This window comes from Bacillus sp. FSL K6-0255, assembly GCF_045040725.1.
Taxonomy (GTDB): Bacteria; Bacillota; Bacilli; order Bacillales; family Bacillaceae; genus Bacillus; species Bacillus subtilis.
Genome location: NZ_CP150278.1, coordinates 2,518,945 through 2,540,846, shown reverse-complemented (window position 1 = coordinate 2,540,846; position 21,902 = coordinate 2,518,945). Strand labels below are relative to the sequence as shown.

The following is a 21,902-nucleotide window of genomic DNA, read 5'->3' as shown; positions in this document are numbered from 1 at the left end:
TGCTTAATAAGATTTGATAGGGGAGGAAATGAAACATGGCCGTTCAAGCACTTACCGCAAAAGAAGTCACACAAAAAATCTTTAACAAAGAACCTTTATTTATTTTGGATGTGCGTAATGAAAATGATTTTAACGATTGGAAGATTGAAGGACATGACTTTGACCATTTAAATATACCGTATTTCGATCTTTTAGATGGCGTAGAAGATATCTTGGAGAAAATTCCTTCTGATAAAGAAGTGCTGGTCGTTTGTGCAAAAGAAGGTTCATCCGTCATGGTATCCGAAATGCTATCTGAAGCAGGTCATTCTGTATCCTATCTTAAGGGTGGAATGAAAGCATGGAGCGAACATTTAGAGCCGGTAAAAGTCGGGGATTTAAAAGATGGCGGTGAGATGTATCAGTTTGTTCGAATCGGTAAAGGCTGCCTGTCATACATGGTCATTTCCAATGGTGAAGCAGCAATTATTGATGCGACACGTATGGTAGATTTCTTTATGGATTTTGCGAAGGAGAAGAGTGCAACGATTACTCACGTATTTGATACACATCTTCACGCGGACCATATTTCAGGCGGCAGAGTCATTGCTGAAAAAACAAAAGCAACCTACTGGTTATCGCCTAAAGATGCTGAAGAAGTGGTATTCGATTATCAGCCGTTGGAAGAAGGAAACGACATGATCATTGGAAATACAACGATTAAAATTCAACCGATTTATTCTCCGGGGCACACGATTGGATCCACTTCTTTCATTGTCGATGATCTGTATCTTCTTTCAGGTGATATTTTGTTTATTGATTCAATTGGCAGACCAGACTTAGCCGGTATGGCAGAAGATTGGGTAGGAGATTTAAGAAAAACGCTTTATAGCCGTTACAAAGCGTTATCAAAGGATTTAATTGTATTACCAGCACACTTTACGATCATTGACGAGCTAAATGAGGATGGAAGTGTTGGTAAAAAACTAAGTACATTATTTAGCGAGAACCATGGTTTGAACATTGCGGATGAAACAGAATTTAGACACCTAGTAACAGATCATTTGCCTCCGCAACCAAATGCATACCAAGAGATTCGAGAAACAAACATGGGGAAAATCAGCCCAGATGAAGAAAAACAGCGTGAAATGGAGATTGGTCCAAACCGCTGTGCAATACGGTAACACAAGTTTCTATTAAAAAGAGGAGAGATGAACATGAAATCAGATAAAGTATTAGACGCAAAAGGCCTGGCATGCCCAATGCCAATCGTCAGGACAAAAAAAGCGATGAATGAACTGGAATCAGGTCAAATATTAGAAGTGCATGCAACAGATAAGGGAGCTAAAAGTGATCTTGCAGCTTGGTCTAAATCAGGCGGGCATGACCTTTTAGAGCAAACTGATGAAGGTGATGTATTTAAATTCTGGATTAAAAAAGGCTAATAATGTGAAAGGGTATCGAATAAAAAGATACCCTTTTCCTTTGAAAGGAGGAAACCAAAGTGGAAATTGCCTTTATCACAACTCTTTTCATTATAGGGTTTATTGGTGCCTTTATTTCCGGAATGATTGGTATTGGCGGAGCAGTTATTAATTATCCAATGCTATTGTACATTCCTTCTTTAGTGGGAGTGATGTCATTAACTGCCCATGAAGTTTCAGGGATAGGGGCTATTCAAGTTTTCTTTGCGACACTCGGCGGTGTTTGGGCTTATCGTAAGAGTGGTCTTCTAAATAAAGCATTAATTATTTACATGGGAAGCAGCATCCTTTTAGGGAGTGTATTGGGGAGTTACTTTTCTCATTACATATCTGAAAAAGGAATTAACTTTATATACGGAATTCTGGCTATTTTAGCAGTTATTTTAATGTTGATACCTAAAAAAGGACAAGAACATAGCGAAGACAAAGAAGTGATATTTAATAAATGGTTGGCTTCGTCCCTAGCGTTAATCATAGGTGGTGTATCAGGTATTTTAGGAGCTGGCGGCGCCTTTATCCTAGTCCCCATTATGTTATCGATTTTAAATATTCCTGTTAGAATCACAGTCGCTTCATCTCTTGCGATTACATTTCTTTCATCTATTGGCGCAACAGTTGGAAAAGTAATCACGGGCCAGGTTCTTTTTGTACCAGCTCTGGTTCTTATGATTGCTAGTTTAATTGCATCTCCTATTGGTGCATCAGTTGGGCAAAAAGTAAATACAAAATTCCTGCAATGGGTTTTAGCGCAATTAATAGGTGCGACAGCTATTAAAATTTGGTTAGAGCTCCTTTGATATGAGCCAGCGGGTAAAATGAAAGATTAAAAGATTCATCACTCGTTGGTTTCTTATTAATGTTATGACACTTGGCCGCGTTCAATAAATGTTTCAAGTGTTTGATGAAATTCATTTGGATAATGGTGACTTGGACAAGTCTTGACTATAGTACCATGAAATGCATTTGACTTAGTGGTGTCCAGTGTTGTTTTGCATTAAGACAGCATTCATAAAATAAAAGAGACCATAACTTAATCTTTGATCACCTTTTTTAAAACATTTTAATCCTGATTGGTTTAAGGGGTATGGTATGTGATGGGTATAATGAGTCAATATAAATTATGTCTATTTTGTGCCCAAAATAAATAGAGGGACTCGAACTAAAAAAGAGGATGCCAAACTATATAGGTATCTTTGTTTGCTTTAGAGTTATTATATTTGAATATGACATGCCACGTAACAACACGTTATTGCACATATAATTAAGAAGCAACTACTAAGGCAGATTCTTCTCTCTTTTAACACCATATCCAATCAGCCTCAAATGTAATATAATGTTGCCAAACCATATTGGTTGTGGCACCGAGGAGGAAATGATAGGTGGTTTATTTCGTAGCATTTTTTTGTTTTGCTATTACACTTCATAATATTGAGGAAGCTATTTGGTTACCTGAGTGGTCACAACAATCTTCAAAGTTTCAAAAGCCAGTAACTTCAAATGAATTTCATTTTGCTGTCATTGTTATAACTATGTTGGCTTATTTATCTGCATTTGGTTTTTTATATATGCCAGAATCAGATATTGCAAAATGGATTTTCATTGGCTTTCTAGGTTCTATGGTTATCAACGCTATTTTTCCACATCTTATCGCAACTGTTGTAATGAAAAAGTATGCACCTGGACTTCTTACGGGCTTATTGCTTAACATTCCAGTAAACTCATTAGTTATTTATCAAATGTTTTTAAAGAATTTGATTGTATGGAAGGAGTTAATAATATCTACGTTGGTTGTAGGAATTATTTTATTAGCACTTATTCCATTATTATTTAAAGTTGGTGATAAAGTATCTCCTTAATGAGTTTAAATTGGTAAGGATTGAGGGGAAAGGTGGAAATTTTCTAAATAATGGATTATTCTGTTATATCGGATTTCTACAAAACAATGTCTTAAGTCATCATTGATTTTGGTGCCCAATTAGTTGCCCTGAATTCATGAAAAAGGATAAAATAGGTGTAAATAAAGTTGCTATTTTAAAATTAGAATCAATTCATTATCGTAAAAAATAATAACTAATTGGCAAAGAAAGGATAATCAGTCTAATGAAAACATTAGTTATCGTTATACATCCTAATTTGGAAACGTCTGTTGTCAACAAAACCTGGATGAATCGTTTAAAGCAAGAGAAAGACATTACGGTTCATGACCTGTACGGTGAATACCCTAATTTTATCATTGATGTAGAAAAAGAGCAGCAGCTCCTGTTAGATCATGAGCGTATCGTTTTTCAGTTCCCAATGTATTGGTACAGCAGTCCCGCGTTACTCAAACAATGGGAAGATGATGTGTTAACACATGGCTGGGCTTATGGAACTGGAGGAACTAAATTGCATGGAAAAGAACTACTCTTAGCTATCTCCTTAGGCGCACAGGAATCTGATTATCAAGCAGGCGGAGAATATAATATCACGATCAGCGAGCTTATCAGACCGTTTCAAGTCACTGCTAACTATATAGGAATGCGTTTTCTTCCTGCGTTTACACAATATGGGACACTTCATCTTTCAAAAGAAGATGTTAAGAACAGTGCGGAGAGATTGGTTGACTATCTTAAAGCCGAGCATTAATCCGGTATTCGCGAGGGAAGCTGAAACAAATGATGTGTTATGAAATAAGGGTTTGTGACAGATTTTCATAAACTTAATTTCAAAGTTACATCAAATACTTAATTCAGGGGGGGCATAGTGCGAGGGCTTAAAATTAATTAAAGCAGGGCAATGAGTACGGATTTCTTAATGAAATGTAGAGTTCCTTGGCCTCTAATAGGTACCCGATTTGTGTCCAGAATTCTGAAAAATGATGAAAATAAGTATAAATAAAATAAACATATGCTTTGAATAAAAGCTTTTGTAACTCATGATATGTTTTTACTATGTTGAGGGACTAGTGGGCGTGGTATATGTCAGAAAAGAAACCGATGATTAAAAGGTGTTTTGACCCCTGTTTATGAGACAGGGATCAAAACACCTTTTAAACATCATTATTACCTTCCTCTGATAATGAAATATAAAAAAGTTACCAGCAACTCTCTGCGGCATCTCGCCGTGTTCAATTGTTTAGTCCTTTTTTTTCATAATCTTTACAAATCTGAAAAAGTCATCATCATTCAGTAGGGGCTTGTCATTTTCACGTCCATTGCGATGCATATGCGGATCAGAGTGATGTTCATTGTAGAACTCTACGATATGAAATCCACACTTATTCACATAGAAGTTGATATTTCGCTTTTCGAAATAAGGTGTCACGGTTTCCCAAAGCACAGTATCCGGATACTGTGCTTCAATGGCTTTCCAAGCAGAAAGACCAATCCCTTGGCTGTGATATTCTGGAGATACATAGAATAAATTTAGCGAATTATGATTTGTTTGGCTGTTGATACGTACTACTGCACCACCGACATTCTTACCATCCTGAAGAATATGATATACCACTGCTCCGGGAGCATTGAAAGACTCCTGAACATCATTGTCCGATGGAATCGGCCCATCTTCGCAATCACCGAACGTTTCAATCACGGCGATCGCAAAGGCTTCTTGTAATTTTTTTTGGAATTCTGGCAGATCAGATTCCTTTGCTAGTTCCAGAATAACTTTTGGTTCATTTTTAGTTTTCATGATTGTTCACTCCCTCAGTTGCTAAAATATAGAGTTCAGTCGTTCAGTAAAACATTCGAGCTGCTCTGCGAGGCCTTTTCACAAAAAAGTGATTCCATCGCTCTTTCTTCCGCGGTAAATTTGGCGTTAAAATACTTCAAAAGCTTTCTCCTGTCTTTTTGTATGATTCTTTTTCTTTGTTTCATTGGAAAACAAGCTGCATGTAACCCTAATTTACTATTGTTCACTACCGTATTAAGTGTTGTATGCGGGATTTGTCATCATTCTCGAATTTTTCCTGCGAAAGTTACAAAAATAGTCGAATGAGGCGCCTTTGACTATGAACATGCGTAAAAGATTCAATTTAGATTCGATCATGAGCAATGCACATTGAGTAAACTCTGGTGGATTTATTAGCCCAAAGAAGCCTAAATGATATAAAAATAACTAGTCCATATATCAAATCTGTCCGTTTAATGCCCGCTTCATTCAACAACACTAATTTGAAGTCATGCAATCTGTGCAAGGGGGTTATTTCTGAATAGATTTTTCCGAATGCAGCGGAGTTGCTTTGGGACTCCCGTTTACTTTGCCGTACGTCAGCTTGCGCCATACTAATTCCATCGGACCGTACCTAAACCGTTTCAACCACAATGTACTAAAGCTCATAAGAACGAAGTACACGGCCAGACTGAACATGAACGTGCCGGCGGATTGAATATGATCCGCAAGCCCGAATCCGTACCTGAGGAACAGAACTGTTCCAATGATAGAGTGAAGCAGATAACAGGTCAATGACATCCGTCCGACTTTGGTGAATATCATCATAGGGCCTCGCAGCTGAGGAAGGTATAGAAACAGCATTGCAAAAGTGCTCATATAAAACATACTTCCGGTTAAGCCGCCATTTTGACCCAAGACAGAGGAAATGTCCTTCCACAGCATATTCTCAGAAAGATTAAACATGTCTAGTAATATACTGCTTTGTGTTATTAGAAAAGCGATTGTGCTAATGATCCAGATACGCTTCCATATAGGCTTTTTCGCTTCCATGTCTTTGAAAAATTCCATCTTAACAAAGTACACGCCCAGCAGAAACATGAGAAACATGGAATAGATCATAGAGAAAGAGCCGGCAGCCATCGTGACCATATCTGTCCACCGAGTGCTGATGGATTCCATGTAGGTAAGGCTGCTGTGGCTAAACAAAGTAAACTCTGAAAAATTCGGGTTTTTTGACCCTGCAGTATTGATGACATTGTACAACATTGTGAAAACAGGAGTCAGGAATTGAAACACGATAAGTGCGATAATCCATCTAAGCACCGTTTTGGCCGTGCGTTTATAGAAGGCGAGTAACAGGAAGCCACTTACGGCGTAAAAGGCCAATATGTCACCGACCCAAACAAATGTGATGTGCAAAATGCCAAATCCCAACAGGATAGATAACCTGCGGGCAAACAGCTTGTTGGGACTCTCTACCTTCTGCGCGGCTCGATCCATAAAGATCATAAACCCGACTCCGAACAGGAAGGAGAATAACGTAACGAATTTCCCTTCGGCAAACCAGGAAACCAGCTTATGCAGTACGTCATCGGAGGCCATTTCGAATCCCTTTACTGAATCTACGATCAGAAAATAATTGACAATAATAATGCCAAGCAAGGCAAATCCTCGTACGATGTCCAGAAAATGAACCCGTTCCCGCAGACTCACCGGTTGCCCGCGTCCTTCTTTTTGTACAATCATATCAATACTCCTTTCCCATTTATCACGGCAATGTGTAGTGCGGATCTGAAAAACTTGAGCCTTACAATGGATAAATATAAAGACCGAATCTTAACAATTTATGAAGAGTCATCATTTTTTTTAGAAAATGTGACAAATTTGTGGCGAGCATCAGCTTTCATAAATTGTTAAGATTTACGTAGTATCTTATAACGTACTTATTACTATGAACGATATATAGTAAGGACACACGAGAAATAACAACAAGAATCATGAGGTGAGAGAGACATGGCCTATCGAATATTAGTCGTAGAGGATGATGAGGATATTGGTGATCTTTTGGAGGAATCCCTTACACGTGCAGGTTACGAGGTGCTAAGAGCCAAGGATGGAAAGCGAGCATTGCAACTTGTGAATGACTCGCTTGATTTGGTTATTTTGGATATTATGATGCCAGGCATTTCGGGAATTGAAACATGTCAGCACATCAGGAAATCCTCTAACGTCCCGATTCTGTTTCTGACGGCCAGATCGAGTACACTCGATAAAACTGAGGGATTACTCGCCGGCGGCGATGATTATATGACTAAACCATTCTCGGAAGAGGAACTTCACGCTAGAGTGATTGCTCAATTACGCAGATATACTATCTATCAGGAAAAGAAGGAACAGGAAGAAACATTTCTTATCGGGGGCAAACTAAGAGTGAGCGAAGAATTTAATGAGGTGTGGAAAGAGGAGAAGCAAATCAAGTTGTCAGATCTGGAGTATCGTATCCTGAAACTTCTGATGAACAAACGCAACAAAATATTTTCTGCCCAAAATATATATGAGAGTGTGTGGGGACAGCCTTACTTTTACTGTTCCAACAATACGGTGATGGTGCATATACGGAAGCTGCGCTCCAAAATTGAGGATGATCCGGCACGTCCGGTTTATATAAAAACTGAATGGGGAAGAGGATATCGATTTGGCGCATCTTAAATTTACGCTAACCAAAAAACTGGCTTTGCTGATAATGGTTGCTGCGATTGTGAGTGGTGTGATCTTTCTGACGTTGCAAAAGATCACAGATGATCTGATCGAGGGATATCTGAGTTCGGAAGAGTATTATCACGAGGAGTCAGCAAGATACATTCAAAAATTCAGCAAGTACGTTTCAGAAAATGAGTTGTCTACATCAGATAGAAAAGCGTTTGGCGAGTGGGTCAAAAAAGAAAATTACATTAACCTCACCATATTCAAGGATCAGGAGCTGCAATATGATTCTATTTATTCCGAATCGGATTATGGAAAGGAAAAGCTGACTCAGTACGCTCAAAATCATTCACATCCTGTCAAGTTTAGCGATGGTGAAGGACGAGTCATTATCGACGGCTTCTACTCTTCCCGATATTATGATCTGGCCTTTGCATTGGATTTGCTCGGGGCAACCCTCATCTTTTTAATCATTGTTCTCTTCGGAATTCGCCAAAGTCTTCGCTACCTTAAAACGATTCATCAAGAGATTCATATTCTTGAAGGGGGCGAACTGGACTACGAGATGACGATAAAAGGGCATGATGAATTAGCGATGATTGCAAAGAGCATTGAGGATCTGCGGAAAGCTTTCCTGGATAAACTTAAAGCTATCGAGGAATTGCAAGCTGAGAGCCGCAGCCTGGTTACCGAAATGTCGCACGATATGCGCACACCGCTGACGTCGCTGATCATGAATCTGGAGTTTGCCAAAAAAGAGGGAGGCGAAGCGGGTGCCAGCAAAGATCGGTATGTAGCCAATGCTTATGGTAAAGCACTGCAATTAAAAAGCTTGTCTGACAATCTGTTTGCGTATTTCCTGCTGGACAAGGAATATGAGGCCGATCTGGAGACCGTTGCAGTGAAAGAAGTGATCTACGATCTAATATCAGATCAGATTGCTATCCTTCATCAGGAGCATTTTCGGGTCCATATTTCAGGCGAGCTGCCGGAAACCTATATTAACGTGAATTTGGAGGAGCTTGGTCGTGTATTTGATAATGTGATGTCAAACTTATTGAAATACGCAGATCCGGAAGAAAAAATCAGCATCACGTTTGTATCGGATCAAGAGATATTTGAGATCCATGTTAGCAATACGATTAAACTTGCAGATATAACACCGGAAAGCAACGGACTCGGTGAAAGAAGCATTGCGCGAATGATGTCCCGCATGCAGGGACAGTTTCACAGTATACAAAAGAATTCTAAGTACTACATTGTGCTACGATTTTGGAACACCAAGATGTAGGCTGAGAATAAAAACCACGAATATATTGAAATAGGAGACAACATGATGAGATTTTCTAACAAATTCAAAAAGGTGCCTTACCTGTTACAAGCGCTTCTCAACGTCTGTCTGTTCTTTCTGGCGTTAGCCTTAAGCGCACTTCTGATCAGCGAGACTTGGTACATTGTGCTATTCGTATACAAGTCACTGTTCAACAAAGTGGACAGCTATTATGAGATGCTTGGAGAACTGCTTATATTCTTCATGTACTTTGAGTTCATTGCTTTGATTATCAAATACTTCAAATCAGACTTTCATTTTCCGCTTCGCTACTTCATTTATATTGGCATCACAGCTGTCATTCGTTTGATTATCATCGATCATGATCAGGCGATCTCAACGTTCTGGTGGGCGATGGCCATTCTTGCAATGATTTGTGGATTCTTTATTGCCAATAGACGAAATTCTGTTGTTGAACATTAATAAATTAGTTCGCATTATGCCGATACGCCGCCGAAATGTCCTAATTGTGAAAGGGAACTGGTACAGATTTTTATAACTCTATCTGTTTAATGTCAGCTCAGAAATCTGTAGTGGATCAAATTGAATCGTGGTTGTAAGTGGATATCCGAATGTATTTATTGGCTACTTTAACAGACATGTCCCGATGAAATAGCATTAACTGTTTGGAGATGAAAATCGCTTCTTTATTTTACAAGGAAGAGGTTAAAATTCTTAATAAATAAGATGAAAAAGTTAGGTTGGACGTTTATTGGGTTTTTGTAACCATTTTTTACCATAATTGATATAAACGTATAGAAATGATAACAAATTAATATATAGTGTGTAATGAAAATAAGCTTTCATAACCAATGAGCTAGATTTACTATATTGAGGGCCTAGTGATATAGAAAACAGATCGATGGTACAAACCATCGGTTTTTTTATTTGTTTTCATACTCATTGAAAATCACCTCATTAGGACAAACAGGTATTACGCAGCATTACCCAAGGGGTGATGTATTTTATGAAGGTAATAATCATCGAGGGACTGCAAACTGACAAATGCATGAACGATTGCTATCATTATTTAATAAAACTTTATAGGCAGGAGATCCAGGGTGATAGCAATATATCGTGGAACAAGCGATCAAGGGATCGAGCATCGACAGCCAGATCGAGGCCTGTATAAAGAAAGCAGGGACTAAAGATGTACTGAAGTATACCGATCTAAGGATTTTCTCAGGAGAGCTTTTAGAACGTCCGGCTTTGAATGCCTGCGGGAGGATTATAAGTCAAGTTATTTGTTACGATCCTGCCTGTCTTTCTCGGAGAGCTTATCAGCGATGAAAAAAATGATTTTCATAACTCTTTCAAATAGAGAAAGCCGGAGTATGAGATCCGGCTTCTTCTGCATTATTTCCCCTTCGCCTTCTTCCGCTTTTCCTTCTCTGCCCGATAAAACTCATGAAACATCTTCATCAGCGCCCGCTTTTCAATCCGCGATACATAGCTGCGTGAGATACCGAGTTCTTTGGCAATCTCTCGCTGCGTTTTTTCCTTCTTCAAATCAAGTCCAAACCGCCCGACAATCACTTCCTTCTCACGGTCATCTAAAATGTCAATGTATTGTTTCACTTTTTCAAGCTCCATATTGAGCTGGATCGTATCTATCACGTCTTCGTTTTCTGATTTCAAAACGTCAATCAGGCTTATTTCATTCCCTTCCTTATCCTGCCCGATCGGATCGTGAAGGGAGACGTCTTTTTTTGTTTTTTTCAATGCGCGCAAATGCATGAGGATTTCATTATTAATTACAAAAGGGGGGTGCACAGATTTCCCGTAACTGTTTGATTAAATAAAGGTTGAGTCAGCTTCCTGTAATAAATGCTCAAACGTTTCTTCGCAAACGAAGGGGATACCTTAAATAACCAAGCTATATTTTCAATTGCATGTGATTGTATGTACGAAAGATTAATATTACGCAACATGAAAGTTGGAATGCAAAAGTGATATGTAAAATAATTGGACTGCCACTCTAAATAATCTGTCCAAGTTGCAGGCATTGTTTTTTTATCGCCTTCATGTCTATATATATGGCAAAATTCATGAGCGAAATCATACCATTGTTCAGTTCGGCTTTTTCGGCTGTCCAAGCATATATTATAAATCCCGCTGTGTTTAAGTGCGAAGCTTGTAACAGGTTTAAACGAAAGCCTGATATCTAAAGCCTCGGCAATCCGTTCAAAATTAATTTGTTCTGGTTCTGTAATATCAATCTTCTTGTATAAGTTTTCAATCCAATCCTCTAAATGACTGTTTGTATACCTCAAGATGAAAAACCTCCTTAAAGACGACAATCTAAAAATTGGATTCGTTTAAATATTATATGGAAATCAAGACTTTTTTCATAGGAAAATGCGTCTAAGGAGATGGAATATGAATCCGTTTAATAATGACTGTTTTCGTAAGTATTATGATTTTAACACGCATCTGGATTTCCCTCGAAAAGTAAAGGTCTTTTAGGGATTTATGTCAAAATAATAGTAAGTACGTTATGCAACAAACAGGGAGTTTGGTTGCTTAATAAGGAGGGGAAGTATGAAAAAAAATATTCACATATTGGGAGCCTCTGGTGTCGGAACTTCAACATTGGGTGCTGCATTATCAAAGCGTTTGCCTCATACGCATCTTGATACTGATAATTACTATTGGTTAGACAAATTCACTAAAAAAAGAGAAATTCCTGAAAGAAGAAAGTTGCTTGAAAAAGACTTAACAATCAATGAAAAATGGATTCTTTCTGGTGCAGTGTGTGGCTGGGGCGATAATCTAAAAAGTTATTTTGACCTTGTCGTCTTCTTATGGATTCCACAAGATATACGGCTTGAGAGACTAAGGCACAGGGAATTTCAGCGTTATGGAAACGAAGTGTTAGCCGGTGGCAGTAAATATGAACAATCAAAAACATTTTTAGAGTGGGCTTCTTTATATGATAATGCTGGAATGGAAGTTAGAAGTAGAGCTTTGCATGAACATTGGATGGCAGATTTATCTTGTCCAGTGTTAAAGATTGAAGACGACTGCTCAGTCAATGAAAGAGTTGACCGTGTCTTGGATTATCTGAGTTCTAATTAAACTAACGGATAGCAATAGCTGCATCAGAAAATAAATCCAAAAATCAAAGACAGTTCCAGTATGGCATTTAATGAGCTGTTTTTTTAATACCGCTATCAATTTGCCTACTATTTTTGGTAGCATCCCCACAACAGAGAAGAGATTGTTCTTCATAAGGAAGTTTTTGGATCAGTTGCAGGAAATGGAACCTCAACGATTAGATACATCCTAAAACCTGTCCAGCTAGTGCTTATGTTGGTTACCATTGAGTGAAAAGCACTTGCCGATCCTTTTTTGTTGGTGTAATCATTAGTGAATTATTACAATTGCAAATGATAGGGGCAAGGGAATAAATGGACTTCAAAGGAGTTTAATCATGAAAAATAATGATAAGAAGAAAGAGGTTCAAAGAAAATACAGAGAAGAGATTAAAAAAAAGAAACAAAAGAATGAAGATAATAAAAATTTTATTAAAGAAACAATTATTGTTGTTACGATAATTGTATTGTTTATTTTTTTCACATACACTTTGCAAGGTTTTTAACAAGAAGCCCTCTTTTCCCATTTCGATACTCTGCAATTTCCCTCACAATAAACGCTCAATTTTTTTACATGAGAATATAAAAGAAACATAAATGAAAATATAAATGAGAAAAACAACAAAAACCCTTGTCACGTAAGGGTTTGTAAAGGATTCAAAATCACTTTTTAAATGAGGGTATGAATGAAATATAAATGAGAATCTAAATCTTATTAGTAAACAGAATTAAACATAATAAACAGAAATAAATAATAATAAACTAACTGCGTTTATTTATCTGATTTCCGTCTTTCTTTTAATTGCTCCGTTATAATCTCCAAAGCAGCCTGTAAGATCTCATCTGTTACCTCACCGTCTTTTGCTGCAAGGAATGTTTCAGGATCGTTTAACACTTTTTTTGCTTCATCCTGAAATACTTTTTCATTGCTTTCTCCTTTAAGAAGATAATCCAAAGAAACATCAAGTATGTTTGAAATATTAATTAAGGTTTTATAGTCAGGCTCACGACTACCTAGTTCATAGGCGGTGTAGGCAGGCCGAGTAATTCCAAGTTTATCAGCCATATTTTGTTGGGTTAGTTTCTTTTGTTTTCTGCACTTTTTCAAGTTCTCGGAGAACATATTAATCACCTGACTTTTGTTTTTATTCTATATCTCATTGTAACGTAACAAAGGGTTACATATAAGTTTTGGTAACAAAACGATACTTTTTTTATGAAAATGTGTTGACAATGTAACGAATCGATACTATTATCTAAGTAACGAAACGTTACATTTTCTGATTAAGGGGGTGAAAAATGATGAGAAAATGGCTTAAGAAAAACCGCTTAGAAAAAGGGTTTACTCAAGAAGAAGTTGCCAAAGCTGCACAGATTGGTAGAGCATACTACACCATGATAGAAAATGGTACTAGGAAGCCTAGTGTTATTGTCTCAAAAAAAATAGGAGAGAAATTAGGCTTTGACTGGACTATTTTTTTTGAGGATGTATGTAACGAAACGAAACATAATTCTAAGGATTCAGCATGATTAGAATTCACAAAGGAGGCCTTTTAATTATGAAAGTCATCTTGAAAAAAGGACCACTGTTTGAACAGGCAGAGGCCAAAGCCTACAAATACCTCAGTGGCATACTTGTTCAGCGTATGAATGAACACCAAGAGAAGCTTGCGCAAAAAAATAAAAAGGAATCAGCCTAAGTCATTTATAAACAGCATGGTCTTTCAACTTCAATTTTAAAACTAAAAACCTAATATAACAGGAGGCAAACATATGGAGAACAACCCATACAATATGCGTAATTTACCGCAGATTATGCGTAGTGCCCGTAAGGCTGCAGGTCTTTCACAATACCAAATCGGCAAGTTAATCGGAGGTAAGGATCAAAGGTATGTTTCAGATGTTGAAAATGGACTTGCCAAGCTTACTCCAGAGTTATGTATTAAATGGTTTGAGAAGTGCGCTGCCTATGAACATATTGATCTTGTACATTACTTATTCAAACTTCATCCTACAGCCGCTGCTCCTATTGATCCGGCACTCAATGAATGTGCAAGTAATGCGGTGATTAATATGGTTCACCAATTGGAGGAAGCACTGCAAGCAACCAAACATTTAGCCCGTTGGCTCACGGATAACCGACCAGGTAAAACAGAGGAGCTGCCGATGGCCGATATTAAGCAGATTTTTGATTTGATTGCGGCTAACAAAACATTGATTTATTCACTTGTTCGTACTCACGGGTTGAAAATGCAGGAACTTGCAGATAGATGGACGCGGAAAGCTCTAGTTGATCAAGTTGCTATGGCAAAACAAGAAGGAAGGCAGGCGGTTTCAGTATGAATACTAATCATTTCTTGAAGGCAGATGTTCCTATCGCAAAAAGAAAAATCGAATCAGCAGAAGAGCTATCAATCATGCTGTCAGAGGCATTACGTGATGGTGATTATGAAGAAGCGATTAGTCTTGCTGGAAGCATCAAGGTTCTTACTGAGGATATTAGCCGGCTTGCAAACAAAGGACGCCTTTATGAAACGGCATTGAAAATGCAACAGCAAGGTATCAACTTAACTGTAGTGAGCAGGTGTATAGGATGATGGTTCATTTTGTTCATAAACCGGCAACTGCTCTGGAAGTTCGTAAATGGTGTGTGATGATTCGTAACAATAGTGAATTCCATCTGTTATGGGATAGACGTGCAGACAAATTCAGAGAGGAGAATAAGAATGGTCGAAAATCCAATGGTCATAAACAACTGGCACGATAAGCTGACTGAAACGGATGTACAAATAGATTTTTACGGTGATGAAGTAACACCAGTTGATGATTATGTAATTGATGGCGGCGAAATCATTCTCAGAGAGAACTTGGAAAGGTATCTAAGGGAGCAACTTGGTTTTGAATTTAAAAACGCGCAATAAAAAAGCCCACTCGGCAAAGTGGACTTCTTTAAAGGCTATCTAAAAAAACTCATGTGCAAATATTTTATCAGATAGCCTCAATAAAAACAATGGGGGTTAGGTGGAATGACAAGCAAACGGGCTGAGGTTCTTGCTAAGAATTCTGAAATGAGCCGTGATGAATGGCTTATTGAAAGAAGAAAAGGAATTGGCGGCTCAGATGCATCCATTATCTTGGGGCTGAACAAGTGGAAGACACCTTTTGAATTATGGTTAGACAAAACAGGACAGGTCCCTGTTAGTGAATCGCAAAGTGAAGCTGCTTACTTTGGATCATTGCTAGAAGATATTGTTGCAAAAGAATTTGAGATACGTAGTGGCAAGAAGGTTAGACGTAAAAAAGCAATACTCAGACATCCAGAATATAATTTCATTTTGGCTAATGTTGATCGAATGATCGTTGGTGAAAAAGCGATCCTTGAATGTAAAACAACATCAGCCTACAACTTAAAAGAATGGGAGGACGAAGAAATCCCCGAGAGCTATATCGTTCAGGTCCAGCATTATCTGGGTGTGCTTGGACCTGAATATCGGAAAGCTTATTTTGCTGTGCTGATTGGCGGGAACAAATTTGTCTGGAAAGAGATTGAGCGAGACGACGAGTTAATTGACATGATCTTTAAAGCAGAGATTGAGTTCTGGAATGACAAGGTCTTAGGTGGACAAGCTCCTGCTTTAGATGGTTCAAGTGCTGCGGAGGAATACCTCAAAAAACGATATGCCGAAACGGAAAATAACAAAGCTATTGATTTAACTGCGGCTAATCGAGAACGTATTCAACAATACTTGCTTATTAAAGAACAGATCTCAGAGCTTCAAAGCCAGGCAAAAGAATTAGAGAACCAAATCAAACATGAAATGAAGGATGCAGAGTATGGGTTTATCGGTAACTATCAAGCTTGCTGGAAGCCTGTTGTCTCAAATCGAATTGACACGAAAAAGCTCAAAGACCAGTTTCCGGATGTATACGAGAAAGTTAAAAAGGAAACTCATTTCAGACGTTTTGGAATCAAGGAGGTTAGCTGATTATGGCTACTAATCAATCAATTAAAAACAACATCCAAAAGAAACAAAAAAACGTACCTGTGCAACAACAAGGAGCAACAATGAAAGGGCTACTTTCCTCACCATCTGTTATTAAACGATTTGAGGAAGTGTTAGGGAAGAGGGCTACACAGTTTACTGCTTCTATCTTAAGCCTTTATAACAGCGAGCAGATGCTACAGAAAACAGATCCTATGAGCGTCATATCCTCAGCAATGGTGGCAGCTACACTCGATTTACCTATAGATAAAAACTTAGGGTATGCCTGGATTGTTCCTTACGGAGGTAAGGCTCAATTTCAGCTTGGATACAAAGGATATATCCAGCTAGCCTTACGAACAGGCCAATATAAATCCATCAATTGCATACCGATTCATGAAGGCGAATTGCAGAAGTGGAATCCGTTGACTGAGGAGATCGAGATTGATTTTGAAAAACGAGAATCAGACGCGGTAATTGGTTATGCAGCTTATTTTGAGTTGATAAATGGCTTCCGAAAAACAGTGTACTGGACAAAGGCACAAGTAGAGAAGCACAAAAAGAAATTCAGTAAGTCTGATTTTGGATGGAAAAATGACTGGGATGCGATGGCTCTTAAGACTGTATTAAAAGCAGTTTTGAGCAAGTGGGGGATTCTCTCTGTTGAAATGCAAAAAGCAGTTATTGAGGAAGATGAAACAAGGGAACGGATTGACATTACCAATGAGGCAGACAGTTCAGAAATTATCGATTCCGAGCCTTCAAACAAAGATGAAACGGAAAAACCAAGCGCCCAAGAAACCGATCCTTTTGACGGCAAGCCTGTAGATATAAAAGACGATGAACTTCCGTTTGATTGAGCCGGCATCTCTGACATAACTGCACTCTGTGAAAGGAAGTAGGTGATTGACTTGGACATAAAAGCAATGGGGTATGTGGTCATACCCCGACTACCATTCAAAGAGTTTAGGGATGAAAAAATTTATGATCACTTGTTCAAAAGAGCTGAATACAGGCCAAATCAAGAGCTAGAACTTGGGCAGACCATTATCAAAGTTGTGGAACTAGCAAAAGATTTTAACTGGTCAGCTGCACAGATCAAATACTCACTAGACCGAATGGAGAAACAGGGATATATCAAATTGCACCGTCTTCCACAAAAAAGAGGGTTCATCGTCACCATACTTCATTATGCAGACTACATACAACTAGGAAATTACATGAAGAACAAAGCTTTGGAACCAGCTCAGATTGAACATCAGGAGGTCGATGACAAAATGAAAAATGCCTTTGAGCTATATGAAAACAAAGTTGCTCGGTCAGTCGGCCCGATGGAGGCACAGCGGATCGGCTACATGGTCGACGATTATGGTGAGGAAAAAGTGATGGAGGCTATCAAGACAGCGTTTCAATTAAAGGGGAAAGCTGCAAGTTTGTCATATGTTCAAGCCATCTTATCAAATCCATTCACTCAAAAGAGAAAGGAGAAACAATATGGCTATAAACAAAGCAGTCAGTATAGACACCGCATTTCAAACGATCATGCAGGAACTTCGGGAAAGGTCAGCCCGCTTTTTGGGAACAAAACAGGCCGTATCAGAAGAAAAGGCTGAATTTGATTGTCCTTATTGTAAGGATCGTGGAATTGTCGTTTATCGAGTCCATAAGGACACTTCTTGGCATTTAGATGAACAGTTAGACCTTATGGTTCCGGACGATATGGTGTCGGAAGATGATTTTCTGTTAGGTAAGGTTTGTACGCCGGATAAAGCTAGCGAATGGAAAGATACTTATTCAAAACAGTGTGAATGTGTAAGACGAAAGAAAATTGCCAGACTCATGGCAGCTAGTGGCATTACAGAAGAGTTTGAAAAGCTTCTCTTTGGTAACTTCATAACGGACGGTAAGCCAGACATGATCAAGGACGCTTATGAGTGTGCAGTGGAATACTATAAAGATTTTCAAAAGATCAAAGGAGAAAGGCAAAACAGTATCGCATTACTTGGACAGCCAGGTAGCGGTAAAACTCATTTGCTCACGGCGATTATGAATAATCTGATCAAGAAAAAATCAGTACACTGCATGTATTTCCCTTATGTAGAGGGCATGGGTGATTTGAAAGCTAACTTTGATAACTTAGAAGCAAAACTCGATGCCATGAGAAAGGTCGAAGTTCTATTCATTGATGATTTATTTAAACCAATAAACGGTCAACCAAGGGCAACAGACTGGCAGGTTGAACAAATCCAGTCAGTCTTGAACTACCGGTATTTAAATCACAAACCTTTGCTGATTTCTTCGGAGTTAACAATCGATGAGATTTTGGATATAGACGAGGCTCTTGGTTCACGAATTCACCAGATGTGCCGTGATTACATAGTGATTATTAGAGGCGATCGAATGCAATTAAATCATAGGTTAGGTGATTGGGAATGAAAAAGAAAACGAATATAAAAGCAACTGGTGGACTTTATATATTTGGCCCTTCAAATCGAAATGAAGGTAAAGATCTTACACCAACAATCCGTTTACTTGAGGAAAAAATAAAGCAAATGGAGCGGATGCTGAGTGCTTAAAGCAGTCGTGTCTCTGCTGATAATTTTACTTTCTGCACCGAGAATAGAAAAAGAAATTAAGTTATGGGAACAGCTTGACGGGAGGTAAAGAACAGTTGGATTGCATTAAGTTCACTGTTTATGGTGAGCCAGTCGCACAAGGAAGGCCGCGTGGATCAATACGAAATGGGAAGGTGCATATGCGTGATCCAGCGAAATCAAAGTATTTCAAACAGTATGTGGCATTGGTTGCGTCTCAGCATCGACCAGAAACAATTATTACTGGTCCTGTCTCAATGGATGTCAAAGTGTACAGACCAATGCCTAAGTCAGTTTCAAACTCAAAAAAGAAGAAAGAGAAAGCTGAAAAGGGCCTTCTGCGGCCGACTACAAAGCCCGACGTTGATAATTATGTAAAGGGCGTGAAAGATGCTTTGAATCATCTGATATACAAAGATGATAGTCAGGTTGTGGATTTGAAAGTCAGTAAGTTTTATAGCGAAGAGCCAAGGGTGGAAGTCATGATAAGAGAGGTTTCTGCCTAAAAATAAAAAACACCGAAGCGCTTAGCCTCAGTGTTCTTGATATGAACTGGTACTTCTATCATAACATAGGGGGCGCTTTGAGTGTACAATCCAAGAGAAATAAACATCAAAAAAGACTTCACTATTCAGCAGAAAATTGACCCAGGAAAAGTTCAGATCATTGTTTTAGATGGGAATCAGGGAACTGCACATGTTTTAGATGCTCCGGAGCACGGCAAAACAGTGATTCAAACTGTAAAGGGCAGCTTTGCAAGGGTTGATCATGAGATAGGGTTTAAGGTGAAATGAGAAGAAGATATAATACTTTATAAAAAGGTAAACAAGAAGGAGGATATCTCCTCCTTCGGCTTGGATGTGCAGGTTATTCCTGTTCAGGTAAATTGTCAGCTAATGTTTCTAATAATTGTTGAGGCTCTTCTAAATTCTTTTGGGGTTCAGGAAAGGCTTCAACTGTTTCAGAAGGTGCATCTAAAGATGGGTGGAATTGGGTACCTTCATGGAGTAATTCTGCAAAGATTTTAACCGATTGTTTTATATGTCCTATTGATTCTGTTGAATAATTTGCTCCTTCAGTAACATTTTTTATTTCGGCATCTGTTATTGTGTCAATACCCTTTTCAATTCCATCTAGCAAAGCTTTGGAAGTTTCGACTTGTAGCTTTAATTGCTCATTTTGAAGAGCTAGCTTTTCGATGTTTGCCTTAGTAATGAGTAATTCTTGAGATCGCTTTGAAATGTTTATAGCTGCATCTATAAGTTGTCCAACAAATATTACTGCAGCTGAACTGTTTACTAAGATGTCAATCCACATTGAACCTGTGTCAAAACCCTGTAATTTATAATGTCCATTAATTTCCTCAAGGGTAATACCATTCTGAAATGCATTATTTAATTTTTTGATGAATTTTTCTAGTTCTTCTAATGAGTTGTATTGAGGGAGTTTTACGCTAATTACGTTCTCATTTTGATCAGAAACTGACTGATCAATTAAAATTCCAAAACCACGTAATTTTTCTTTTACAATTTTTATATGATTAGTAATTTGATTAGCGATGTGATTATCCACTTCAATCTTATCTTCAGGTACACGTGAATAATATATACTTCCTAGATCTTTAAATCTCTCAATATCATCATCTAAAAAACCAAGTTTAGACAACTCGTTAATTGCATCTAAAGACTTTTGTAAATTAAGAACAGTCTTTCTGTTGCTGTGCGGTACGTGCGAAACACTAACTCCAATTTGTTTATTATAATTGTCGAGTAAATTTTTTATTTCTCTAACTCTCATATAACAACCTCCACTACTTTATAATAAAATTTTACCATATTTAAGGAGGGAGTTGAATTTTTTTCCTTAGGTAATGTGAATTCATTAAAGCATAAAATATCCAGTTAGTCCAAGACGGAAAGCCTGCGGACACTGAACTTACAGTATTACGCTGTATGTTTGGTGTCCGTTTTTATTTTGAAAAGGAGGATACTTTCATGAATCGAAAAGAAATTGAAAATCTAATCAATAGCTATCACTGGATGGTGAAAGAGGTTCGTCGATTGCAAAGGGTACTCTATGGTTCAGTAATTCCCATGAAGAATTGGGGTGTTGCTCAATATGGATTAGAAGCTACTATGCCAAAAGGAAGTCCTGGGAAGAGTCAGGCTGAGCTAAGGCAAATGGATATGAGAGAGGAACGTCTTTTCAAACGTCTTAAGTATTATGAAGAGCGAGTATATGCAGTTGAATTAGGGGCTGAAAAGATCCATGGTGAGCAGCATAAAGTCATTTATGATTGCATGATGGAGGGTATGAGCTACCGCGCAATAAGTCTTCACCTTGGCATTTCAAGGGAAACTGTACGCAAAATGAAAGATGAGTTCATCAGCCAATTATGCCAAGATTGCCACTTTGAGCGTTTGTTGAATCTGAAAAAATCTGTAGTGTAAAATGGGAGGCAGGTCGGCGCGGCGAATTATTCCTGCGTCACCACTAAATTTAGGTTTTATACAACAGTTTCGTTCGACAAATTTTGCGAATAGTACCTGTATCGCTCTCTTTTGCCGATAATTAGTAAAAGGAGGGGATGAAATTGATTCAAATAGATTTTGGTACAGTCATTACTAGTGCTATAACAGCAGTTTTTTTTACAGGTGGAACTAATTATGTTTTACAAAAGAAGAATAGAAAAGGAAATGAAATTTTCACAAAAGGCTATATACTAATTGATGAGATTTATAATATTAACAATAAAAGAATTGAAACCGCTGCTGCCTTTGTACCGTTCTATAATCACCCAGAAGGATACTTAGAAAAATTACATACTGATTATTTTAAAGAGCTATCGGCATTTGAACTGATTGTTAAGAAATTTTCAATACTCTTTGATAAAGAACTGAATATCAAGTTACAGGAATATATAAATTATTTAAGAGAAGTTGAAGTGGCATTAAGAGGTTTTATGAACGATGATCCAATAATTGAGGTGAACTTCAATCAAGAATATATTGAGCGGTTGATTGATGAAATAACTAATTTAATAAAAAAACATATTTAAGCTTCTTTTGAGGAGCTTTTTT

32 protein-coding genes and 3 pseudogenes are annotated in these 21,902 nt (G+C 38.0%); 27 read left to right on the top strand and 8 right to left on the bottom strand.

What is annotated here, in order from left to right:
- Positions 1-28: 28 nt before the first annotated feature.
- The 5 genes and pseudogenes from MHB62_RS13155 to MHB62_RS13135 all read left to right on the top strand — a co-directional run bounded on the left by MHB62_RS13155 (position 29) and on the right by MHB62_RS13135 (position 4,088).
- Positions 29-1,163 (top strand): annotated as a pseudogene (locus tag MHB62_RS13155) (MBL fold metallo-hydrolase).
- Between the two features lie 33 nt (positions 1,164-1,196).
- Entirely contained in the window at positions 1,197-1,424 is a 228-nt protein-coding gene (locus MHB62_RS13150; RefSeq protein ID WP_032722201.1) for a sulfurtransferase TusA family protein, read from the top strand.
- Positions 1,425-1,483: 59 nt separating this feature from the next.
- A complete protein-coding gene (locus tag MHB62_RS13145) occupies positions 1,484-2,260 on the top strand; it encodes a sulfite exporter TauE/SafE family protein (RefSeq protein WP_032722199.1) in 777 nt (258 codons plus the stop codon).
- A gap of 582 nt (positions 2,261-2,842) precedes the next feature.
- Positions 2,843-3,319, top strand: a complete 477-nt coding sequence (locus MHB62_RS13140) for an HXXEE domain-containing protein (RefSeq protein ID WP_004398792.1) — start codon at positions 2,843-2,845, stop codon at positions 3,317-3,319.
- Between the two features lie 244 nt (positions 3,320-3,563).
- Positions 3,564-4,088, top strand: a complete 525-nt coding sequence (locus MHB62_RS13135; protein WP_003246192.1) for an NAD(P)H-dependent oxidoreductase — start codon at positions 3,564-3,566, stop codon at positions 4,086-4,088.
- A 489-nt stretch (positions 4,089-4,577) separates the two neighbouring features.
- Here the strand turns inward: MHB62_RS13135 and MHB62_RS13130 are convergent, their stop codons facing one another.
- From MHB62_RS13130 to MHB62_RS13120, 3 genes are all read right to left on the bottom strand, one after another.
- Positions 4,578-5,135 carry a GNAT family N-acetyltransferase gene (locus tag MHB62_RS13130; protein ID WP_019712552.1) on the bottom strand — a complete coding sequence of 186 codons (558 nt, stop codon included), beginning with the start codon at positions 5,133-5,135 and terminating at the stop codon, positions 4,578-4,580.
- A 343-nt stretch (positions 5,136-5,478) separates the two neighbouring features.
- Positions 5,479-5,727, bottom strand: a complete 249-nt coding sequence (locus tag MHB62_RS13125) for a hypothetical protein (protein WP_119123070.1) — start codon at positions 5,725-5,727, stop codon at positions 5,479-5,481.
- On the bottom strand, positions 5,646-6,863 hold the full coding sequence (locus MHB62_RS13120; RefSeq protein WP_003229894.1) for a DUF418 domain-containing protein: 1,218 nt from the start codon (positions 6,861-6,863) through the stop codon (positions 5,646-5,648). Before MHB62_RS13120 ends, MHB62_RS13125 begins: the two co-directional genes overlap by 82 nt.
- A 267-nt stretch (positions 6,864-7,130) precedes the next feature.
- Here MHB62_RS13120 and yrkP point away from each other — a divergent pair, with 267 nt between their 5' ends.
- The 5 genes and pseudogenes from yrkP to MHB62_RS13095 form a co-directional block, all read left to right on the top strand.
- Positions 7,131-7,826, top strand: a complete 696-nt coding sequence (gene yrkP / locus MHB62_RS13115; protein ID WP_003229895.1) for a two-component response regulator YrkP — start codon at positions 7,131-7,133, stop codon at positions 7,824-7,826.
- Positions 7,813-9,111, top strand: coding sequence for a two-component system sensor histidine kinase YrkQ (yrkQ, locus tag MHB62_RS13110; protein WP_019712554.1), 1,299 nt, complete (start codon positions 7,813-7,815; stop codon positions 9,109-9,111). The genes yrkP and yrkQ overlap by 14 nt, the downstream gene beginning before the upstream one ends.
- Positions 9,112-9,156: 45 nt before the next feature.
- Positions 9,157-9,573, top strand: coding sequence for a phosphate-starvation-inducible protein PsiE (psiE, locus tag MHB62_RS13105; RefSeq protein ID WP_003246154.1), 417 nt, complete (start codon positions 9,157-9,159; stop codon positions 9,571-9,573).
- Between the two features lie 544 nt (positions 9,574-10,117).
- A complete protein-coding gene (locus MHB62_RS13100) occupies positions 10,118-10,282 on the top strand; it encodes a hypothetical protein (protein ID WP_010886576.1) in 165 nt (54 codons plus the stop codon).
- Positions 10,225-10,425: pseudogene (locus tag MHB62_RS13095) on the top strand (recombinase family protein); the annotation flags it as partial. The gene MHB62_RS13100 and the pseudogene MHB62_RS13095, both read left to right, overlap by 58 nt.
- Here the strand turns inward: MHB62_RS13095 and MHB62_RS13090 are convergent.
- From MHB62_RS13090 to MHB62_RS13080, 3 genes and pseudogenes are all read right to left on the bottom strand, one after another.
- Positions 10,391-10,507 (bottom strand): hypothetical protein, encoded by a 117-nt coding sequence (locus MHB62_RS13090; protein WP_003229898.1) that lies wholly within the window; start codon positions 10,505-10,507, stop codon positions 10,391-10,393. The pseudogene MHB62_RS13095 and the gene MHB62_RS13090 overlap by 35 nt on opposite strands.
- A pseudogene (locus tag MHB62_RS13085) lies at positions 10,507-10,905 on the bottom strand (sigma-70 family RNA polymerase sigma factor); the annotation flags it as partial. The gene MHB62_RS13090 and the pseudogene MHB62_RS13085, both read right to left, overlap by 1 nt.
- Positions 10,905-11,423: an ImmA/IrrE family metallo-endopeptidase gene (locus MHB62_RS13080; protein ID WP_015714342.1), complete on the bottom strand. Its 519-nt coding sequence runs from the start codon at positions 11,421-11,423 to the stop codon at positions 10,905-10,907. The pseudogene MHB62_RS13085 and the gene MHB62_RS13080, both read right to left, overlap by 1 nt.
- A gap of 268 nt (positions 11,424-11,691) precedes the next feature.
- Between MHB62_RS13080 and MHB62_RS13075 the strand changes: the two genes are divergently transcribed.
- Together MHB62_RS13075 and MHB62_RS13070 are read left to right on the top strand one after the other, a co-directional pair.
- Positions 11,692-12,228 carry an AAA family ATPase gene (locus tag MHB62_RS13075; protein ID WP_004399117.1) on the top strand — a complete coding sequence of 179 codons (537 nt, stop codon included), beginning with the start codon at positions 11,692-11,694 and terminating at the stop codon, positions 12,226-12,228.
- A gap of 355 nt (positions 12,229-12,583) precedes the next feature.
- Entirely contained in the window at positions 12,584-12,751 is a 168-nt protein-coding gene (locus MHB62_RS13070) for a hypothetical protein (protein WP_003229900.1), read from the top strand.
- A gap of 266 nt (positions 12,752-13,017) precedes the next feature.
- Here the strand turns inward: MHB62_RS13070 and sknR are convergent, their stop codons facing one another.
- A complete protein-coding gene (gene sknR / locus MHB62_RS13065; RefSeq protein ID WP_004398704.1) occupies positions 13,018-13,368 on the bottom strand; it encodes a transcriptional regulator SknR in 351 nt (116 codons plus the stop codon).
- 176 nt (positions 13,369-13,544) lie between these two features.
- On the opposite strand from sknR, the gene MHB62_RS13060 reads away from it, so the two are divergent.
- The 13 genes from MHB62_RS13060 (at position 13,545) to MHB62_RS13000 (ending at position 19,616) form a co-directional block, all read left to right on the top strand.
- Positions 13,545-13,775, top strand: a complete 231-nt coding sequence (locus MHB62_RS13060) for a helix-turn-helix transcriptional regulator (protein ID WP_004398958.1) — start codon at positions 13,545-13,547, stop codon at positions 13,773-13,775.
- A gap of 29 nt (positions 13,776-13,804) precedes the next feature.
- Positions 13,805-13,945 (top strand): hypothetical protein, encoded by a 141-nt coding sequence (locus MHB62_RS13055; RefSeq protein WP_003229902.1) that lies wholly within the window; start codon positions 13,805-13,807, stop codon positions 13,943-13,945.
- Positions 13,946-14,018: 73 nt separating this feature from the next.
- Positions 14,019-14,588, top strand: a complete 570-nt coding sequence (locus MHB62_RS13050; protein ID WP_004398626.1) for a helix-turn-helix transcriptional regulator — start codon at positions 14,019-14,021, stop codon at positions 14,586-14,588.
- The gene (locus tag MHB62_RS13045) at positions 14,585-14,842 is read left to right on the top strand and encodes a YqaH family protein (protein ID WP_003245994.1); all 258 of its coding nucleotides are present in this window, start codon (positions 14,585-14,587) and stop codon (positions 14,840-14,842) included. Before MHB62_RS13050 ends, MHB62_RS13045 begins: the two co-directional genes overlap by 4 nt.
- Complete coding sequence (locus tag MHB62_RS13040) at positions 14,839-15,012, top strand: hypothetical protein (protein WP_119123069.1); 174 nt, start codon at positions 14,839-14,841, stop codon at positions 15,010-15,012. Before MHB62_RS13045 ends, MHB62_RS13040 begins: the two co-directional genes overlap by 4 nt.
- Positions 14,972-15,166 carry a YqaI family protein gene (locus MHB62_RS13035; protein WP_003229905.1) on the top strand — a complete coding sequence of 65 codons (195 nt, stop codon included), beginning with the start codon at positions 14,972-14,974 and terminating at the stop codon, positions 15,164-15,166. Before MHB62_RS13040 ends, MHB62_RS13035 begins: the two co-directional genes overlap by 41 nt.
- 105 nt (positions 15,167-15,271) lie before the next feature.
- The gene (locus tag MHB62_RS13030; protein WP_004398673.1) at positions 15,272-16,231 is read left to right on the top strand and encodes a YqaJ viral recombinase family protein; all 960 of its coding nucleotides are present in this window, start codon (positions 15,272-15,274) and stop codon (positions 16,229-16,231) included.
- A 2-nt stretch (positions 16,232-16,233) separates the two neighbouring features.
- Positions 16,234-17,088: a recombinase RecT gene (locus MHB62_RS13025; RefSeq protein ID WP_003229907.1), complete on the top strand. Its 855-nt coding sequence runs from the start codon at positions 16,234-16,236 to the stop codon at positions 17,086-17,088.
- Positions 17,089-17,163: 75 nt separating this feature from the next.
- Positions 17,164-17,841: a DnaD domain-containing protein gene (locus MHB62_RS13020; protein ID WP_116362964.1), complete on the top strand. Its 678-nt coding sequence runs from the start codon at positions 17,164-17,166 to the stop codon at positions 17,839-17,841.
- Positions 17,723-18,664, top strand: a complete 942-nt coding sequence (locus MHB62_RS13015; protein WP_075058863.1) for an ATP-binding protein — start codon at positions 17,723-17,725, stop codon at positions 18,662-18,664. Before MHB62_RS13020 ends, MHB62_RS13015 begins: the two co-directional genes overlap by 119 nt.
- Entirely contained in the window at positions 18,655-18,804 is a 150-nt protein-coding gene (locus tag MHB62_RS13010) for a hypothetical protein (RefSeq protein WP_003229910.1), read from the top strand. The genes MHB62_RS13015 and MHB62_RS13010 overlap by 10 nt, the downstream gene beginning before the upstream one ends.
- A gap of 95 nt (positions 18,805-18,899) precedes the next feature.
- The gene (locus MHB62_RS13005) at positions 18,900-19,328 is read left to right on the top strand and encodes a RusA family crossover junction endodeoxyribonuclease (protein WP_009967809.1); all 429 of its coding nucleotides are present in this window, start codon (positions 18,900-18,902) and stop codon (positions 19,326-19,328) included.
- 81 nt (positions 19,329-19,409) lie between these two features.
- On the top strand, positions 19,410-19,616 hold the full coding sequence (locus tag MHB62_RS13000) for an XtrA/YqaO family protein (protein WP_003229912.1): 207 nt from the start codon (positions 19,410-19,412) through the stop codon (positions 19,614-19,616).
- Between the two features lie 73 nt (positions 19,617-19,689).
- Here MHB62_RS13000 and MHB62_RS12995 read toward each other — a convergent pair whose 3' ends face one another.
- Positions 19,690-20,619 (bottom strand): hypothetical protein, encoded by a 930-nt coding sequence (locus MHB62_RS12995; RefSeq protein WP_003229913.1) that lies wholly within the window; start codon positions 20,617-20,619, stop codon positions 19,690-19,692.
- Positions 20,620-20,816: 197 nt separating this feature from the next.
- On the opposite strand from MHB62_RS12995, the gene MHB62_RS12990 reads away from it, so the two are divergent.
- On the top strand, positions 20,817-21,272 hold the full coding sequence (locus MHB62_RS12990) for a hypothetical protein (RefSeq protein ID WP_004398775.1): 456 nt from the start codon (positions 20,817-20,819) through the stop codon (positions 21,270-21,272).
- Between the two features lie 143 nt (positions 21,273-21,415).
- Positions 21,416-21,880 (top strand): hypothetical protein, encoded by a 465-nt coding sequence (locus tag MHB62_RS12985; protein WP_004398685.1) that lies wholly within the window; start codon positions 21,416-21,418, stop codon positions 21,878-21,880.
- The last annotated feature ends 22 nt before the right edge of the window (positions 21,881-21,902 follow it).

What these genes read in the sequence shown, in the direction of transcription:
- MHB62_RS12995 (WP_003229913.1), bottom strand. Translation starts at nt 20,619, where the DNA reads ATGAGAGTTAGAGAAATAAAAAATTTACTCGACAATTATAATAAACAA.
- MHB62_RS13015 (WP_075058863.1), top strand. Translation starts at nt 17,723, where the DNA reads ATGGCTATAAACAAAGCAGTCAGTATAGACACCGCATTTCAAACGATC.
- MHB62_RS13050 (WP_004398626.1), top strand. Translation starts at nt 14,019, where the DNA reads ATGGAGAACAACCCATACAATATGCGTAATTTACCGCAGATTATGCGT.
- MHB62_RS13025 (WP_003229907.1), top strand. Translation starts at nt 16,234, where the DNA reads ATGGCTACTAATCAATCAATTAAAAACAACATCCAAAAGAAACAAAAA.
- MHB62_RS13075 (WP_004399117.1), top strand. Translation starts at nt 11,692, where the DNA reads ATGAAAAAAAATATTCACATATTGGGAGCCTCTGGTGTCGGAACTTCA.
- MHB62_RS13090 (WP_003229898.1), bottom strand. Translation starts at nt 10,507, where the DNA reads ATGCAGAAGAAGCCGGATCTCATACTCCGGCTTTCTCTATTTGAAAGA.
- MHB62_RS13100 (WP_010886576.1), top strand. Translation starts at nt 10,118, where the DNA reads ATGAAGGTAATAATCATCGAGGGACTGCAAACTGACAAATGCATGAAC.
- MHB62_RS13060 (WP_004398958.1), top strand. Translation starts at nt 13,545, where the DNA reads ATGATGAGAAAATGGCTTAAGAAAAACCGCTTAGAAAAAGGGTTTACT.
- MHB62_RS13035 (WP_003229905.1), top strand. Translation starts at nt 14,972, where the DNA reads ATGGTCGAAAATCCAATGGTCATAAACAACTGGCACGATAAGCTGACT.
- MHB62_RS13130 (WP_019712552.1), bottom strand. Translation starts at nt 5,135, where the DNA reads ATGAAAACTAAAAATGAACCAAAAGTTATTCTGGAACTAGCAAAGGAA.
- MHB62_RS13070 (WP_003229900.1), top strand. Translation starts at nt 12,584, where the DNA reads ATGAAAAATAATGATAAGAAGAAAGAGGTTCAAAGAAAATACAGAGAA.
- MHB62_RS13055 (WP_003229902.1), top strand. Translation starts at nt 13,805, where the DNA reads ATGAAAGTCATCTTGAAAAAAGGACCACTGTTTGAACAGGCAGAGGCC.
- MHB62_RS13030 (WP_004398673.1), top strand. Translation starts at nt 15,272, where the DNA reads ATGACAAGCAAACGGGCTGAGGTTCTTGCTAAGAATTCTGAAATGAGC.
- MHB62_RS12990 (WP_004398775.1), top strand. Translation starts at nt 20,817, where the DNA reads ATGAATCGAAAAGAAATTGAAAATCTAATCAATAGCTATCACTGGATG.
- MHB62_RS13150 (WP_032722201.1), top strand. Translation starts at nt 1,197, where the DNA reads ATGAAATCAGATAAAGTATTAGACGCAAAAGGCCTGGCATGCCCAATG.
- MHB62_RS13125 (WP_119123070.1), bottom strand. Translation starts at nt 5,727, where the DNA reads ATGGCGCAAGCTGACGTACGGCAAAGTAAACGGGAGTCCCAAAGCAAC.
- MHB62_RS13120 (WP_003229894.1), bottom strand. Translation starts at nt 6,863, where the DNA reads ATGATTGTACAAAAAGAAGGACGCGGGCAACCGGTGAGTCTGCGGGAA.
- sknR (WP_004398704.1), bottom strand. Translation starts at nt 13,368, where the DNA reads ATGTTCTCCGAGAACTTGAAAAAGTGCAGAAAACAAAAGAAACTAACC.
- MHB62_RS13040 (WP_119123069.1), top strand. Translation starts at nt 14,839, where the DNA reads ATGATGGTTCATTTTGTTCATAAACCGGCAACTGCTCTGGAAGTTCGT.
- psiE (WP_003246154.1), top strand. Translation starts at nt 9,157, where the DNA reads ATGAGATTTTCTAACAAATTCAAAAAGGTGCCTTACCTGTTACAAGCG.
- MHB62_RS13135 (WP_003246192.1), top strand. Translation starts at nt 3,564, where the DNA reads ATGAAAACATTAGTTATCGTTATACATCCTAATTTGGAAACGTCTGTT.
- MHB62_RS13045 (WP_003245994.1), top strand. Translation starts at nt 14,585, where the DNA reads ATGAATACTAATCATTTCTTGAAGGCAGATGTTCCTATCGCAAAAAGA.
- yrkP (WP_003229895.1), top strand. Translation starts at nt 7,131, where the DNA reads ATGGCCTATCGAATATTAGTCGTAGAGGATGATGAGGATATTGGTGAT.